Here is a 15,057-nt window from a genome sequence, read left to right as displayed (position 1 = left end):
CCGCCAATGTTGGCGGCTTATAAAAGACAATTGAAATTTAAGAATCCAAAAAACAGGCACTCAAACGGTCACGATGAACCGTTAACTTTGAGAGCAAGACTCAAACATCACTTGCTGATTGTCATCCACGGCAATCAAAGCTTTGAGTTCAACCAACTGCTCTTTCTTGCTCTTGGTTAGTTGTTTGATGAAATACTCAGCGCGCATTGCTGTTACTTTTGAGTCGAAACTAGTCGACCACTCTAAAACAAGAGGCCCTTTACCCTTGAGCGCTTTTGCGCCTTTGCCAAGTTGGTGCTGTTTAAATCGCCTTTCGATGTCATTGGTAACACCGCAATACAGTGCATTACGGTTATTGCGGATCAGATAAACGCTCCAGTGCTGCTCAACGCTTTCATTCATGAAAGTAGAGATTCTACCTGCGCTTTCAATGCATCGAGTTCTTCTCTTAACTCGGCAACTTCTTGCTCTAACTGAGCGACACGTTCTGAGCTTGATGAAGTAGCAGGAACTGCCGCAGCCATTGCTGACACATCGACTTCACCACAGAACAAGTGCATGTAACGAGATTCACGCTTACCAGCTTCACGAGGTAACTTCACCACAAGCGGGCCTTTCTCTTCGCTAGCAAGATGCTCAAGTACAGCTTCTACTTCTTTTACATCGTGGAAAGTGGCAAGGCGGTTGGTTCGAGTGCGGATCTCGCCTTGCGTTTGCGCTCCACGCAGCAACATGCAACAGATGATGCCCTTCTCTTGCTCCGACAATTTAAGATCGCCAAACTCGGTGTTGCAAAAACGATGTTGGTACTTGCTAACACGGCTATTGAAAGCGCTCTCATCGCTGACAAGTCGACGCTCAATCAACGCATCAACAGCATCAAGGACGTCAGATTCTGACAGTGCCATCACTGGCTCACGGTTGCTTTTTTGGTTACATGCGTTGGTCAACGCGTTCAAACTGAGGGGATATTGGTCGGGGGTGGTCACTTCTTTTTCAATCAAGCAACCAATTACTCGTGCTTCAATTGCCGTTAGCTCAACTTTCATAATGCATTTCCTTATTATTTTTGCATTTGAATTTATACCTAAACCGCATCTAAGTCTTTTATGCCTACTTTGCACCGTCGATTCAAAACGCTGCACGACTTGACGCTGTTTAGGTATAGGTGTCAGGCTAAAGCATAGCGCAAAGACCTGGCACCCATCGCGAATCGGGGTCGGTCTCAATGCTCCGAGAGAATCGGCACTTTTCTCATATTGCCGTCTTCATCAATCATCATGATTTTCGAACGATTCAGTTCGACTTCCGTGATTTCAAGTTGGCTTCTCTCTTCAATGTACGCCGCTTTTAACTTTTCAGCCAAAGAGCTGGTGACTTTCTCATTCTCTTGACTGTCGGCTTGCTCCGCAGTGTTACCAGAGTCCATATCAAGTTTCATCATTTTTCATTTAATGACGCTGATGATATAGCGAAGGTCTCGCCATGACAACGTATCGATTTGTTCATAAATGCAAAATGCTATCCACTTATCGACAATAACCGTCGCAGAAAGACGCATCCGTACCCCCTCAATAACCCGTTCATGGTGCAAATTTTTCATCTTCGCTCCCCTCGAGTACTCCCACCAAAGGGCAGTTTGTCAGCGAGATATGAGAATTGGTTGAGATTTGGTCAACTCTGCATTGTGATTGATCTAAAGACTGTTATGCCACGGGATGTTGTGCTTTAATCGAGGCAGATATTCACAAATTAGGAAAGGGAACCATGAGTAGCGTATTTGAAATCGTTAACCAAGCTCGTCGTAAAAACAAACTAAAACGTGAGCTACTTGATAACGAAAAGAAAGTTCGTGATAACCGTAAACGTGTAGACCTTCTAGAAAACTTACTAGACTACATCAAACCAGAAATGTCTCACGATGAAATCGTCGCTATCATCAAAAACATGAAAGCTGACTACGAAGACCGCGTTGATGATCACATCATCAAAAGTGCAGAGATTTCTAAAGCACGTCGTGACATCAGCCGTCGCATTCGCGAACTGACTGAAGAAGACAAGCAAACTAGCGGCAAAAAATAAGTCCGATTAGTTCAAGTTTCAAACCCCGAGTGGGCATTCCTTACTCGGGGTTTATTTTTGTCACTTTGTAGTCCAGTGTGTACAATAAAACCATTCTCGAATCCCAACACACTCTAATTCCTATGCCTTCAACTTCTACTAACGCACAACCTACGTTAGCAAAACAACTGTTTACGATGACATGGCCAATGCTGTTTGGTGTGTTGTCCTTAATGAGTTTTCAGCTTGTCGACAGTGCATTTATCGGTCAGCTTGGCGTTTTACCGCTTGCCGCTCAAGGTTTCACCCTACCGCTTCAAATGGTCATTATCGGCATTCAAGTAGGCTTAGGCATCGCGACTACCGCAGTGATCTCTAAAGCCTTGGGCGCGAATGATGCTCGCTATGCCAAACAACTTGGCGGATTGGTTTTAATGATTGGTTCAATCGGTGTTGCGGTATTCGGCCTCTTAATTTGGCTGCTGCGTTACCCGATTTTATCTCTGCTCAGCGCGCCAGAAACTGTTATGCCTATCATAGATAGTTACTGGCCTTGGTGGCTGCTGAGTTCATGGGCTGGTGCAGTCCTTTATTTTTACTACAGTATTTGTCGCGCCAATGGCAACACTATGCTTCCGGGCACGATGATGATGGTGACAAGTGGTGTGAACTTGGTATTAGACCCACTGTTCATTTTCACGCTCGATCTCGGCATTAATGGTGCAGCGTTGGCAACCTTAGTTGCATTTGGGTTTGGTATCCTTGTCGTTGCGCCAAGAGTGAAGCGCAACCACTGGGCTACAACGCAATGGCAAGATCTGAATGTGATGAAAAGCGTCACTTCGATAGGCAACATCATGGGGCCAGCCATGGTCAGTCAATTGCTGCCGCCGCTCTCTTCAATGTTAGCGACCAAGTTGCTTGCCAGCTTTGGAACTGCCGCAGTCGCTGCTTGGGCGCTAGGCTCACGTTACGAGTTTTTTGCCATTGTGTCTGTGTTGGCACTGACCATGTCGATGCCTCCAATGGTGGGGCGCTTGTTAGGCGCAAAGAACTATCGAGACATTCAAACTCTGGTTGGAATAGCGGTTAAGTTCATTCTTGGCTTCCAGCTTTTGATTGCGGCGATTACCTTCTTGCTTGCAAACCCGCTCGCGTTGTTAATGACAAGTGATACCCAAGTAGAACAAGTGCTCTACATGCATCTAATGATTGTGCCAATAAGTTTGGGCTCTCTTGGCGTTTGTATGCTGATGGTGTCGATTTGCAATGCGCTAGGGAAATCGTACACAGCATTAACCATTTCGGCATTACGCTTGTTTGTTTTCTTCCTACCTTGCCTATGGCTGGGTGCGCAACTGGGCGGTATCAGAGGTCTGCTGTTTGGTGCGTGTGTGGGTAATATTATGGCGGGTATTTCTGCTTACCTTACTTACCGTAAACCATACACAAACTTGCGATAAAGCAAGCTACAGCCTAAGTTTTAGTATTAACAAAGAAGCCCTCAATCGAGGGCTTCTTACTATCAACTTTTGGCTATACCATGCACAAGTTTACTGGTCTACAGGGAATACTACGCCAGTCTGTTTGCGTACTTCAGTCAGTACTTTTGCAACGGTCAACGAACGTTGTTTCATTTGTTCATCAATCACACCAAGCTTTAACTGCTTCGCAAATGCTTCTGCTTCGTAGAACATATGATTCTCGGTTTGAGGCAAAGTTAGGTTCTCTTTTTCTTCACCACGAAGAATACGCTCTACACCACGACCTGTGGCGATCATATCGACCAACACACTGCCTTGCTCACCTTGAAACTCGCTTGGGATAAGAGAATCACTGACTTTCGAGTGCAGAAGATTTACGTTAAAGCCATCATACGCCAGCGTTACGCTGCCGCATCCGTCAACACCTGATGGAAGCACATACGCACTGGCTTGAACAGAGTTCGGTTCACCAAACAACTCAATCGCAGAACCCACGCAGTAATAACCAATGTCCATGATGGAGCCATTGGAAAACGCAGGATTGAATGTGTTTGGATTTTCTCCATTTAGGTATTTTTGGTATCTCGATGAATACTGGCAATAGCTAATCGTCGCATGTCGTAACGGAGCGATAGACGGTAAGCTCTCTTTCAATACTTGGAAGTTTGGTGTGTAAGGCGACATAAACGCTTCAAACAACACAACGTTGTTTTCCTCAGCACAGGCAAACATCTGTTGTGCCAATGCATAATTCGAAGCCATTGGCTTTTCACAAATGACGTGCTTGCCCGCTTTTAACATTTGAATGGCTTGAGGAGCATGAAGCGAATTTGGACTGGCGATGTACACCGCATCAATGTCTGCATCCTGACCTAATGCTTCTAGGCTGTCGTAATAAGTATCTGCATCGTAAGGCGTGCCAAACAAACGCGCTTTTTCTATATCTCTCGAATACACAGCTTTAAGGCAAAACTGCTTGGTTTGGATTGCCGCTTCAACAAATTGTTGCGAAATCCAGTTAGTCCCGATAACAGCGAGTTTAAACATGTCACTTCCTTTATATTCGTTCTAAAAAGCCGTAATGAATTCGGCTTATCAGTGCGATTTAAGCAAGCTTTAGTTCATTAAACAACTCAAATAACTGGTTAGATTTATATGGCTTTGGCAAATACGCATCCATACCCGCAGCAAAACAATTGTGAATGTCCTCTTCCAACACACTCGCGGTCAAAGCAATGATGGTTGTTTTCTTGCAGCCCACTTTCTTTTCCCAACGGCGAATCTCTTTTGTCGCGGTTAGGCCGTCCATCACCGGCATCATACAATCCATCAAAATGGCGTCAAACTGCTCACCTTTAGTGATGGCATCCAGCGCTTCTTGGCCGTTACTCGTAATTAAGTAGTCGTACCCTGCTTTATCTAAGAAAAAGCTCGCGATTTTTTGGTTCATTAGATTGTCTTCAGCAATCAGTATTCTTCGATGAGTTCGAGATATTTTAGATTCAGCGCGAGATGCAATATTTGTGACATTGTCACGCAATGTATTCTTCTCGAGCTTAGCTAGCTCCTCGATGGCATGTTTGAATCGATTACCCAAGAATGGTTGAGTCAACACGGCATGCACGTTTTCCGCGTTCGTGTAAGAGCTCGTCAAATGGTGCTGGCACACTACTACTCGACGAACATCATAAACTTCAGCCAGTTCACTCAAACAGCTATCGATATCCATCTGACCGTCATTACATAAGAAAATGACATCGAAATCTTCATCTAGCGCTTTTGCTTCCGAAAGTGAGTTAACGCCTACCAGCTCAATTTGAGCCAAACGACACTCTTGGACAATTTGCTCTGCATAAGCATAGTTATCACATATAAAGAGCCCTCTTTTGACCACATCGGAATGCCAACCAAAGAGAGGTAACGCTTCTACTTCTATTGAAAAACCAAAGCATGTGCCCACCCCCTTGGTCGAGGTTGCCACTAGCTTGCCTCCCATCATTGACACTAATTGGCGACAAATCGCAAGCCCTAGCCCTGTTCCGCCAAACTGTCTCGAAACCCCTTCGTCTTCTTGAGTAAACGGCTCAAAAATGGTCGCCAGTTTGTCCCTTTCGATGCCGATGCCCGAATCCTTGATAAGGAATGTGAGCGAACCTCGCCCTTGCTCTAACGCTTCTTCGTAGCTCACGTCGACTAAGATATAGCCTTGTTCAGTAAACTTAACAGCATTGGAAACCAGATTAGTAATGATCTGTTTGATGCGATGATCATCGACCATCACGCGAGCCGGAATGTTTTCATCCAATGAAATATCGAGTTCAAGCTGTTTAGACGTGGCTTTAGATTGAAACAAAATCACCGATTGATAAACGACTTCGCGAATGTCAGCTTCAACCAACGACAATTCGAGGCGCCCCGACTCGATCTTAGACAAATCTAGAATATCGTTTAGCAATGCAAGCAAAGTGTGGGAAGAGGTATCGATGTCATCCACGACTTCTTGCTGATGAGGCGACAGCTCACTTTGCGACAAAATTTCAGTCATCCCCATGATGCCATTCAACGGCGTTCGAATCTCATGGGACATATTGGCCAGAAATACAGATTTTGCTCTATTGGCTGCCACTGCCGACTCTTTGGCGTGCAGTATTTCGTGAGTTTGTCTCTGCTTTTCTTCCACCACACGATTGACTTGCTGCGCAAAGAGGGTGAACTCGTCACTACCATCGACTGCGACTTTTTTCTCTTTTTCTTCCTCATTAACCAGGGCATTAAGAGCATGAATGATCGCGCCAATCTTGCTGTTAACACGATACCAAGTGGCAAACCCCAACCAGCCAAGTAAGAGAAGAACTACCGCAACACCACAGGTAATGAGCAATACATTTCGTTTTTGCTCATTGACTTGAGTAAGTAGGGATTGCTCAGCTTGACGAGTAAATCCTTCAATCATCATTTGCAATCGCTGAACCCGAAAATCGAGTTCGTCAAGGTAAGCCGCATAATCGCTGCGTGGCATGTCGCCATTCATTAGCCTCGCTCTTGATTCCAAATTACGTTGATAACGGGGGGAGCTGAAAAGGCCAAGCAGTTTATCGACATGCGCATAAGATGCCCCCAAATGCAAAAATGCATCTAGATTTTGCTGCTGACGATCAATGGTTTGAAAAAAAACGCTTTGGTTCAGCTTCGCATCTGGATCCATCACTAAACGGTAGGTCAGCCAAGCCTCTTTTTGCGTCCAATAAGATAATTGAGCAAGGTAAGCAATAAAGTTCTGCATGGCGTGCCCATCGCTATTTCCATACAGCTGATAGTTTTGTAGCAAGGAAAGCGACATTTCTTGCAACAACTGAAACGCCCAATCACCCACTTCATCTGTGTTGGTAAGATCCCCAGACACCATACCAAGCATCGCCTCTTTTAAATCATCGGCGTACTCGGAAGTGTGTGGATTAGTGGAAAATTTATGATGCATGGAGAGCACCACATTATTTTGGACATCCACTTCGATGCTTAAGGGCGTTTCCTGACCGTATTGGCGTCTGTCTTTTTCCATGCTGTAGATAAAGTGCGAAGCCTGAGATATCAGCTGGAATCCCTGTATGTTGCTTACGGTTTGATTGAGGTGATCGACTCGCACCGAATTGGCATAAAACTGGTGGATCGCAAAAGCAACGATCACCACTGCGGGTAATAACGCTAACAACGCTAAACGTGTTTTGATTGATAATCTCAGCATCCATCTTTCCATGTGTTACGAACGCCTACTGATTTAATACTAGACTAGTTTCACACATTAATAATGGATATTGATGAGTTAAAAAACACTCTCATTTCACCTAGTAACACTAGGGATATAGGGTTACGGCGGGTTTAGGTGCCTGTTTTAAACTGTGATTCAAAGCAAGTTTTTTGATCATCAAAAAATGACCTAAACGCTCAAATCCAAGTCATACCTAAGCAGCAAAATGTAAAACAGACATTTATCATTTGAATGTTTACCACTCCCGTTGTCTTATCGAGTGAGATCACATTAATCTAGAAAAGAATCGAGGCTATTTACATTTAGATTTTGAAGCTATTCGTTATCGTTACAAAAAAAGTCAGCAAGTTATTAAAAGTCAATAGTACAAACACCCCGCTTTAGTCACATTAATCAACCAGAAATAATGCCCTACTTAGCAGTTTTAACTGGTATTAATTTTCCTAGCAGAATAAGAACTCTCACCTTAGAATTCGCACACATAATTATTACAACCCGATTACATAACCCACCAAACTCCACACTCTACCGTTGAGGTAACAGTAGTGAGTATGGTTAGCCCTCAAAACGTGAAAGGTCCAATACAACAATGAGTCCAGAGAAATATCTCCAAGACTGGCAAACGAGCCAAACGATTGCTGAATCTATCTCCCCTCTTATTGGTAAGCTATATCGTCAAAAAGGAATCGAAGTGGTTCTGTTTGGTAAGACGCTTATCAACGCCACTACTATCGACATTCTCAAAACTCACCGCGTAGCAAGACGATACACTGGAAACCCTCTTTCTCTAGAGCACACAATGCCGATCATCCAAGCATTGTGCGAAATGAGCATTTCTTCATGTCGCGTTGATGTTGGTCAACTGGCAACTAAGTATTGGAATGAGCACGAAGATACAGCAGCACTAAACGATTTCCTACAAACTGCACTTCAAGGCGCGCGTGATGCCGACTCTTCTCTAGCCGCTCGCGATGTTGTGCTTTACGGTTTCGGTCGTATTGGTCGCCTACTGACTCGTCTTCTTATTGAAAAGAGTGGCCCAGGTTACCCACTTCGACTGCGCGCAATTGTTGTTCGTGGCGGTAAGAAAGGTGATTTAGAAAAACGAGCTAGCCTACTTCGTCGTGATTCTGTACACGGTCAATTTAACGGCAGCATCGTGATTGATGAAGAGCGCAAAGCGCTTATCGTTAACGGCAACTACATTCAAATCATCTACGCAAACAATCCTAGTGATGTAGATTACTCTGTGTATGGCATCAACAATGCACTTGTTGTTGATAACACAGGTGTGTGGCGTGATTCTGAAGGTCTGAGCCAACATTTAGCGTGTAAAGGCGCAGAGAAAGTACTGCTAACGGCTCCGGGCAAAGGCGACATCAAGAACGTTGTATTCGGCGTTAACGAATCTGTGATTCAAGAAGATGACACCATCATCTCTGCAGCGAGCTGTACCACCAACGCAATCACACCAGTTCTAAAAGCATTGAACGACAAATACGGCGTACTTTCGGGCCATATTGAAACCGTTCACTCTTACACGAATGACCAAAACCTGATCGATAACTTCCACTCAGGTGACCGTCGCGGTCGCAGTGCATCTTTGAATATGGTTCTAACTTCAACTGGCGCAGCTAAAGCAGTAGCAAAAGCACTGCCAGAGCTAGCTGGTAAGCTAACAGGTAACGCAATTCGTGTACCTACGCCAAACGTATCAATGGCGGTTGCAAACCTTAACCTAGGCACAGATGTTGATCGCGACTCTCTGAACGATTACCTACGCGAAATGGCACTCAACTCTGAGCTTTCAGCGCAGATTGATTACACAGATTCAACTGAAATCGTTTCAACAGACTTAGTGGGCTCTCGCCATGCCGGCGTTGTAGATGGTCAAGCGACTATCGCACAAGACAAGCGTTGCGTACTGTACATTTGGTACGACAACGAATTCGGATACAGCTGCCAAGTTGTGCACTGTATGGAACAAATGATGGGCGTTCGTTACCAAACATTCCCTCGATAGGTGAACTTTGCTCCACAACGTTAACCACAATGGGTAACGAGCAATAACCCAACATTTGTTTTGATAATAAGCGCTTTGCGCAGTACTAATATTGATTCCCCGTTTATGCGCCTGATGACCCTCAGGCGCTTTTTCGTTCGTATCATTTGACAATCTCCGGACAAAGCAAACAGAACCATTCATGTTTTGTTCATGTTCGCAGCGTTAATCTGAACACATAGATTGAAAAGAGGTCATGATTATGAATCGAATTATTGTTACTGCACTGGCACTGATTACTGGCTTTTTCGCATTAGTATTTAGCCTAATCATGGCGATTCCATTGACCATCGCAGCCCTGATCACAGGCAAACGAATTGAAAAACGCGTACGGAAAATGCAAAAAGAAATGCATGAAGAGTATGAGTTTAATACTGGCAAAGCCGATGCAATCGAAGGTGAATTTGAAGAGGTTCGCCGATAACGAAATTACTGTGTTTCTCTTCCCCCTAATGTTCCTGAGAAACTTCTTGCTTACACCCAGACTTGCCCCACAAGCTGGGTGTTTTTTTTTGCGAAGTGCGTTTGCAAAAAAGGCAGCTCATTGGCTGCCTTTGGGTTTGTTATATCGAGCGTCTTGAGAGTCCTAAACCGTAACCACCACTCTTAGTGCTAAGAGCATAAGTACAACGCCAGATAGTCGGTCAATGAGAACCGCTTTGGAGCGAATTTTATCGACCACTCTGGAGCTTGATAACACCAACGTAATAAAGGTGTACCACAAGCCATCGACAACAAAAGGGGTCGCAACAATGATCATTTGGTTACTCAGATCATTTCCAAGCGCGACAAACTGGCTAAACAAAGCAATAAAGAACAGTGCGATTTTAGGACTTAGAATAGAGATAAGGAAACCTTCTCTAGCAGATTGAAGTACGGTCGTTTCCTCACCAGATTCCAACTTGGCGGCCACTCCACCTTTGGATCGCAGCGCGTTAAAACCTAAGTAAGCCAAATAAGCTGCGCCCGCTAAACTGATGGTTTTGAACAGCATTGGGCTCTGCTGCAGCACAACCGCAAGACCGATCAACGTGATAAACGCATAAATCCCGATCCCAAAAGCATGCGCCCACGCCGTTGCCAAACCATTCATTCGTCCACCAGCCAAAGCATGTTTAGCAACGATCGCTAAGCTAGGCCCTGGCGACATAGCCCCTAATAAACAGACTGTAAAAAGTGATAACCAAACTGTTAGTGTCATAAAAATTTCCCCTCTTTGACGTTAATTTATCAATAGAGGTGATATAAACTGAAATCAAAGTTAATCATGAAAGTCATGATTGAAACTCATAGTCTAGTGAATAGAGTATTCTGATTGCTGCATAACGCTTTGCATCGTTTCCCGTATCCAACGATGCGCAGGATCGTTATCGTACTTTGGATGCCACATCAGCCAGTATTGATGGATTTGAGTATCAAATGGCAGAGGTTTATGTGCCAAACTCCAATGCTTAGCGAGGTTCACCGCGATATGCTCAGGGACGACCATCAAATGTTCACTTGAGACTAGGCGATTAACCGCCGCCGAGAAAAATGGGACTTTAAATGTGATATGTCGCGCCAACCCCATCTCTTTTAAAACCGTGTCGGTGCTTGAATCTTTATCGCCGCCACCCGTAACTTTTATGTGCGAATAACTGAGTAAAGCATCCACCGTCAGCTCTTTATAACTCGCTAGCGGGTGTGACGCTTTCATCAAACACACCGAGGTATCAGAACCAATGTTCACGCTTGAAACGCCTTCTGGTTTTGAAGGGTACATGGACGATGCGATGTGGATACCCAGTTCATGCAACTTATCGAGAAAGTCTGGTTGCCATAAGCGATAAGCCATATCCAGTTGCGGCGCGAGTTGGCTTAAATGGGAAGCGATATCTGGAAGAACGTACTGAGCAACATAGTCACTAGACGCGACAACTAACTCACCTTGCCAATCTGCCGGTTCGAACGGTTTATCATCAAGCAGATGATCAAACTCAGACAGCAAATCATCAAGTTTAGCTTTTAACGCTAACGCTCGAGGTGTGGGTATGAGCAAGTTCCCCTGACGGACAAGCAATGGATCGCCACAAAGCTCTCTGAGCTGGGCTAATTGGCGGCTGACCGCAGATTGAGTCACGTGCAAGCGCTCGGCAGTGCGGCTTACATGACATTCCTCAAGCAGCACATGCAACGACCTCAGCAGATTTAAATTGATGTTGTTTAACATACTCGACCCACTTGATGCTTCACTTTACGAACTTGTTTCCGGTCGTATTAAAAAACTCGGTCAGAACCGTATGCGTCATCAAATGACGCAGTTCAGGAAAGCGTTGAATTTGATCTCGGATTTCATTGAGCCGATTCATGTTAGGGACTTCCACAAATACCATCATGTCAGTTTCGCCGCTGATTGCATGGCACCATTTCACACCATCAATTTTATACAAATCATCAGCATAGGATTCACAGTAGTAAGATGATATGGATGTGTCGAATTTCAATGCGAAGTAGGCACAGATCGAATCCCCCTCTGGAGGCGCAATTTCAGCGTGATAACCTAAGATGACTTTGTCATTTTCTAACTTGCGAATACGAGCCGTGACGGCTGAGCGAGATAAATTGACCTTCTCCGCAATCTCGGTGACCGACAACCGCGCGTTATGCCGGAGGATATCAATGATCTTGTGATCAAATTTGTCCATAAATATACCAAGCTTCCCTTAATTTTCTTATTCTATACCGATTCTAAATGCATAAGAAACCAACATTTTGTTGGATTTATTTAAAACAACCGTCATATTGACGGTGAACAAGCGCATTTTGTTTTTTGGAGTTCAGATATTCTATCTTCCACCCAAAGTCCAATTAAGGCGCAGCATGGAACGCGCACTTAAATAAAACGTCCGAGAAACGCATGGAACAGCTAAAAAAAGACATCTCTCTTATCTCCGGTATCGCCCAGTTGTCCACAACCTTGATGGGAACAGGCTTGTTTATGATTCCCGCTATCGCGGCAGGAATCGCTGGCCATTTTTCTTTGTGGGCTTGGGTCCTTTTATTCATCGCGATTTGTCCAATCGCGCTGACTTTTGCCCAACTTGGTAAGCGCTACCCGAATGCTGGCGGCACGGCATTTTTTGTGCGTCAAGCTTTTAACTCGAGATTGGAAAGCAGCGTCGCTTGGCTATTTGTCAGTGTAATTCCCGTTGGCGTGCCTGCCGCGATTGCTCTTGCAGCAGGTTTTCTTCAACAACTGCTTCCTACTCCAATCAACAACCACTTATTTGCGCAAGTATTGACGGTTTTTCTGCTCATCTTGGTCAACCTATTGGGCACCAAATCATCAGGGCGCTTGCAAACCGTCATCGCATTGAGTGTTTTTGCTTTGGTTGGTGCATTTTTGTTTAAAGGCGAAATCAATAGCGCAGATCTTTCAATGCCGACTCTCACAACAGAGTCCATTTGGCCGATCACCGCAGCACTTGGCGTGATGTTCTGGTGCTTTGTTGGCATCGAAGCCTTTGCTCACATGGGGGAAGAGTTTAAGAATCCGCAACGGGACTTCCCGATCGCGATTATCGTCGGCTGTTTTGTTGCTGGTGCAACTTACTGGGCTTGTTCTGTTGTCATCTTAAAGTTTGGTGCTTATGGCAGCGCACAATTCGATAATGCTTCCATCCCTTGGTTAAGCGCCCATTTATTGGGAGATAGCGCAAAGTGGCTCATCAGTATCATCGGATTTTCTGCGTGCTTTGCCAGCGTTAACTTATATACCCAAAGCCTATCAAGAATGGTTTGGGCTCAAGCGCGCGAACATCGTCCAAACAGTCCACTGGCTAAAATTTCGCGTAGAGGCGTACCTTCATCTGCAACGGTTTTAGTCGGTGCGGTGCTACTTGCGTCTTGTGTGATTGGGTCGTTATCCAAGCTCGATTTAGAGTTTTTCCTAAAGCTGGCCAACAGTATTTTTGTTTTGGTTTATCTATTGGCAATGCTAGCTGCATACAAATTGCTGCACGGACTAGGAAAAGCCCTCGCGGCGATTTCTTTAGTGTTATGTACAGGCGTGTTCATCTGTTTAGGTTGGTCTATGCTTTACGCCCTTGGCATTTTTGCGCTGCTCTCTCTGCCGTGGAAACAATGGCGACAAAAACGACACTCGAGCATTGTCGAATAACTTCAGACGTCAAATAGCTCAAAGAGGCGTTTAATCAACGGGTCAATGTTATCAAGACGAACATTCCCATATCCGATCACGACACCCTGCCAATCTCGTGCTTTAAAATCGGGATGCTCATAAAAACTGACTGGGCGCATCACGATGCCCGCCTTTTTGGCTCGTTGCGTCCACGTGTTTTCATCAATCCCTTGTTGCCAGCTCAACGTAACGTGCAACCCCGCCGCTTGGCTAACAACTCGAACTTTGTCACCAAAATAATGCTGAATAGAGAAACAGACTTGTTCGTGCTTCGACTTGTACACTCGCCTCATTTTACGAATATGTCGCAGCAAGCTTCCTTCTGAGATAAAGTCCGCCATCGCGGCTTGAATATGACTTGGTGTGTCACCACTAAGTGCGTCTTTCACCATCAAACATTTATCTACCAGCGATTCAGGCACAACGAGATAGCCAAGCCTCAAACCATTAAACATGATTTTACTAAAAGAGCCGATGTATAACACTCGCTCGTCTCGGCCCATTTGTGCGGCTAACCCTTGCAAACTGGTGTATGGACGATGTGCAAATTGGAATTCACTGTCGTAGTCATCTTCAAGAATCCACGCCTCTTGGTTCGATGCCCACTCAATGATTTGTGCTCGCTGCTCAGTGTTTAAAGTCGTCCCCATCGGATATTGGTTACTTGGCGTGATATAGAGCGCATCTGCAGTACTTTGCGTGACGGAATCAATATCAAAACCCACTTTTTGTCTTACGAATAACGGTTCAAATTGATATTGCTGAAACAGGATCAACTTGCGCATCTGCGCATAACCCGGTTGTTCCATTAGCACTCTACTTCCTGACGTTAATGTTGCCATGGTGGCGATACACAACGCTTGCTGCGCGCCTGACGTGATGATGATTCGACTAGGCGTGCAGTTCACTGAACGGCTCGACGCTAAGTAATCCGACAAAGCGCATCGAAGCTCCCAGAAACCTTGAATGTCTTGATTGCCTAGCAGACACGTACGGGATAAATGACGATTGAGATATTTTTGCCACAAAGCGGTTGGAAAAAGCGATAAATCGGGTACACCGGGCGCGAAACTGGCATTCACATCCAACGCCGCTGGCGGAAGGTTGGCAGCTTGAGTTGGCAACTTTTCAGGTAAGTATTGTTCTGGCAACTCAACAGCAACAAAAAAACCAGAGCCACGCTGGCTGACCAAGTACCCTTCAGCAACTAACTGTTCGTAGGCAGAAATCACCGTGTTGCGGCTAAGGTTCAACTCTTGTGCCAGTTTACGAGTCGACGGTAGCTTGCCGTTCTTGGGCCAAAGCCCTCGAACAATCTTATCCCTTATTGCAAAAAATACAGACTGCTGGCGCGTACCGCTGCCTGTTTTTACGCACAAATCACCCACATCGATTAACGACAAATTGGATCCATCCATAGTTTAAAAGTGGCTCTCTCTAAGCTACCAGTTAAACGCTACATTGCAACGACACGCTTAGGAAGAAAATGACTATTTCTCATTAC

14 protein-coding genes are annotated in these 15,057 nt (G+C 45.0%); 5 read left to right on the top strand and 9 right to left on the bottom strand.

Going from position 1 to position 15,057, the window contains the following annotated elements:
• Nucleotides 1-81: 81 nt before the first annotated feature.
• From OU793_RS07905 to OU793_RS07895, 3 genes are all read right to left on the bottom strand, one after another.
• Nucleotides 82-402 carry a GIY-YIG nuclease family protein gene (locus OU793_RS07905; RefSeq protein WP_140103889.1) on the bottom strand — a complete coding sequence of 107 codons (321 nt, stop codon included), beginning with the start codon at nt 400-402 and terminating at the stop codon, nt 82-84.
• Nucleotides 399-1,049, bottom strand: coding sequence for a YceH family protein (locus OU793_RS07900; RefSeq protein ID WP_159404373.1), 651 nt, complete (start codon nt 1,047-1,049; stop codon nt 399-401). The genes OU793_RS07905 and OU793_RS07900 overlap by 4 nt, the downstream gene beginning before the upstream one ends.
• Nucleotides 1,050-1,225: 176 nt before the next feature.
• Complete coding sequence (locus tag OU793_RS07895; protein ID WP_005477197.1) at nt 1,226-1,441, bottom strand: hypothetical protein; 216 nt, start codon at nt 1,439-1,441, stop codon at nt 1,226-1,228.
• 326 nt (nt 1,442-1,767) lie between these two features.
• On the opposite strand from OU793_RS07895, the gene OU793_RS07890 reads away from it, so the two are divergent.
• Together OU793_RS07890 and OU793_RS07885 are read left to right on the top strand one after the other, a co-directional pair.
• Nucleotides 1,768-2,082, top strand: coding sequence for a DUF496 family protein (locus tag OU793_RS07890; RefSeq protein WP_005453573.1), 315 nt, complete (start codon nt 1,768-1,770; stop codon nt 2,080-2,082).
• A gap of 122 nt (nt 2,083-2,204) precedes the next feature.
• Entirely contained in the window at nt 2,205-3,524 is a 1,320-nt protein-coding gene (locus tag OU793_RS07885) for an MATE family efflux transporter (RefSeq protein WP_140103892.1), read from the top strand.
• Between the two features lie 90 nt (nt 3,525-3,614).
• Here OU793_RS07885 and OU793_RS07880 read toward each other — a convergent pair whose 3' ends face one another.
• Both OU793_RS07880 and OU793_RS07875 read right to left on the bottom strand, forming a co-directional pair.
• On the bottom strand, nt 3,615-4,592 hold the full coding sequence (locus OU793_RS07880; protein WP_140103890.1) for a Gfo/Idh/MocA family protein: 978 nt from the start codon (nt 4,590-4,592) through the stop codon (nt 3,615-3,617).
• A 58-nt stretch (nt 4,593-4,650) separates the two neighbouring features.
• The gene (locus tag OU793_RS07875; RefSeq protein WP_005477185.1) at nt 4,651-7,287 is read right to left on the bottom strand and encodes an ATP-binding protein; all 2,637 of its coding nucleotides are present in this window, start codon (nt 7,285-7,287) and stop codon (nt 4,651-4,653) included.
• A gap of 613 nt (nt 7,288-7,900) precedes the next feature.
• Between OU793_RS07875 and OU793_RS07870 the strand changes: the two genes are divergently transcribed.
• The gene (locus tag OU793_RS07870; protein ID WP_005463456.1) at nt 7,901-9,334 is read left to right on the top strand and encodes a glyceraldehyde-3-phosphate dehydrogenase; all 1,434 of its coding nucleotides are present in this window, start codon (nt 7,901-7,903) and stop codon (nt 9,332-9,334) included.
• 241 nt (nt 9,335-9,575) lie between these two features.
• Entirely contained in the window at nt 9,576-9,797 is a 222-nt protein-coding gene (locus tag OU793_RS07865) for a hypothetical protein (protein ID WP_005463454.1), read from the top strand.
• Between the two features lie 162 nt (nt 9,798-9,959).
• Here OU793_RS07865 and OU793_RS07860 read toward each other — a convergent pair whose 3' ends face one another.
• The 3 genes from OU793_RS07860 to OU793_RS07850 all read right to left on the bottom strand — a co-directional run bounded on the left by OU793_RS07860 (nt 9,960) and on the right by OU793_RS07850 (nt 12,057).
• Nucleotides 9,960-10,574, bottom strand: coding sequence for a LysE family translocator (locus tag OU793_RS07860; protein ID WP_005463452.1), 615 nt, complete (start codon nt 10,572-10,574; stop codon nt 9,960-9,962).
• Nucleotides 10,575-10,667: 93 nt separating this feature from the next.
• Nucleotides 10,668-11,582, bottom strand: a complete 915-nt coding sequence (locus OU793_RS07855) for a LysR family transcriptional regulator (RefSeq protein WP_024700036.1) — start codon at nt 11,580-11,582, stop codon at nt 10,668-10,670.
• A gap of 19 nt (nt 11,583-11,601) precedes the next feature.
• Nucleotides 11,602-12,057 (bottom strand): Lrp/AsnC family transcriptional regulator, encoded by a 456-nt coding sequence (locus tag OU793_RS07850; RefSeq protein ID WP_140103974.1) that lies wholly within the window; start codon nt 12,055-12,057, stop codon nt 11,602-11,604.
• Between the two features lie 212 nt (nt 12,058-12,269).
• On the opposite strand from OU793_RS07850, the gene yjeH reads away from it, so the two are divergent.
• Nucleotides 12,270-13,532, top strand: coding sequence for an L-methionine/branched-chain amino acid transporter (yjeH, locus tag OU793_RS07845; RefSeq protein ID WP_021484454.1), 1,263 nt, complete (start codon nt 12,270-12,272; stop codon nt 13,530-13,532).
• A gap of 2 nt (nt 13,533-13,534) precedes the next feature.
• Here yjeH and OU793_RS07840 read toward each other — a convergent pair whose 3' ends face one another.
• Nucleotides 13,535-14,971 (bottom strand): PLP-dependent aminotransferase family protein, encoded by a 1,437-nt coding sequence (locus OU793_RS07840; RefSeq protein ID WP_140103975.1) that lies wholly within the window; start codon nt 14,969-14,971, stop codon nt 13,535-13,537.
• Nucleotides 14,972-15,057: the final 86 nt, after the last annotated feature.

The organism is Vibrio sp. VP6, assembly GCF_028823755.1.
Taxonomy (GTDB): Bacteria; Pseudomonadota; Gammaproteobacteria; order Enterobacterales; family Vibrionaceae; genus Vibrio; species Vibrio parahaemolyticus.
The sequence above is the reverse complement of the archived record's forward strand: the minus strand, read 5'-3'. Positions and strand labels throughout refer to the sequence as shown.

What these genes read in the sequence shown, in the direction of transcription:
- OU793_RS07905 (WP_140103889.1), bottom strand. Translation starts at nt 402, where the DNA reads ATGAATGAAAGCGTTGAGCAGCACTGGAGCGTTTATCTGATCCGCAAT.
- OU793_RS07900 (WP_159404373.1), bottom strand. Translation starts at nt 1,049, where the DNA reads ATGAAAGTTGAGCTAACGGCAATTGAAGCACGAGTAATTGGTTGCTTG.
- OU793_RS07895 (WP_005477197.1), bottom strand. Translation starts at nt 1,441, where the DNA reads ATGAAACTTGATATGGACTCTGGTAACACTGCGGAGCAAGCCGACAGT.
- OU793_RS07890 (WP_005453573.1), top strand. Translation starts at nt 1,768, where the DNA reads ATGAGTAGCGTATTTGAAATCGTTAACCAAGCTCGTCGTAAAAACAAA.
- OU793_RS07885 (WP_140103892.1), top strand. Translation starts at nt 2,205, where the DNA reads ATGCCTTCAACTTCTACTAACGCACAACCTACGTTAGCAAAACAACTG.
- OU793_RS07880 (WP_140103890.1), bottom strand. Translation starts at nt 4,592, where the DNA reads ATGTTTAAACTCGCTGTTATCGGGACTAACTGGATTTCGCAACAATTT.
- OU793_RS07875 (WP_005477185.1), bottom strand. Translation starts at nt 7,287, where the DNA reads ATGCTGAGATTATCAATCAAAACACGTTTAGCGTTGTTAGCGTTATTA.
- OU793_RS07870 (WP_005463456.1), top strand. Translation starts at nt 7,901, where the DNA reads ATGAGTCCAGAGAAATATCTCCAAGACTGGCAAACGAGCCAAACGATT.
- OU793_RS07865 (WP_005463454.1), top strand. Translation starts at nt 9,576, where the DNA reads ATGAATCGAATTATTGTTACTGCACTGGCACTGATTACTGGCTTTTTC.
- OU793_RS07860 (WP_005463452.1), bottom strand. Translation starts at nt 10,574, where the DNA reads ATGACACTAACAGTTTGGTTATCACTTTTTACAGTCTGTTTATTAGGG.
- OU793_RS07855 (WP_024700036.1), bottom strand. Translation starts at nt 11,582, where the DNA reads ATGTTAAACAACATCAATTTAAATCTGCTGAGGTCGTTGCATGTGCTG.
- OU793_RS07850 (WP_140103974.1), bottom strand. Translation starts at nt 12,057, where the DNA reads ATGGACAAATTTGATCACAAGATCATTGATATCCTCCGGCATAACGCG.
- yjeH (WP_021484454.1), top strand. Translation starts at nt 12,270, where the DNA reads ATGGAACAGCTAAAAAAAGACATCTCTCTTATCTCCGGTATCGCCCAG.
- OU793_RS07840 (WP_140103975.1), bottom strand. Translation starts at nt 14,971, where the DNA reads ATGGATGGATCCAATTTGTCGTTAATCGATGTGGGTGATTTGTGCGTA.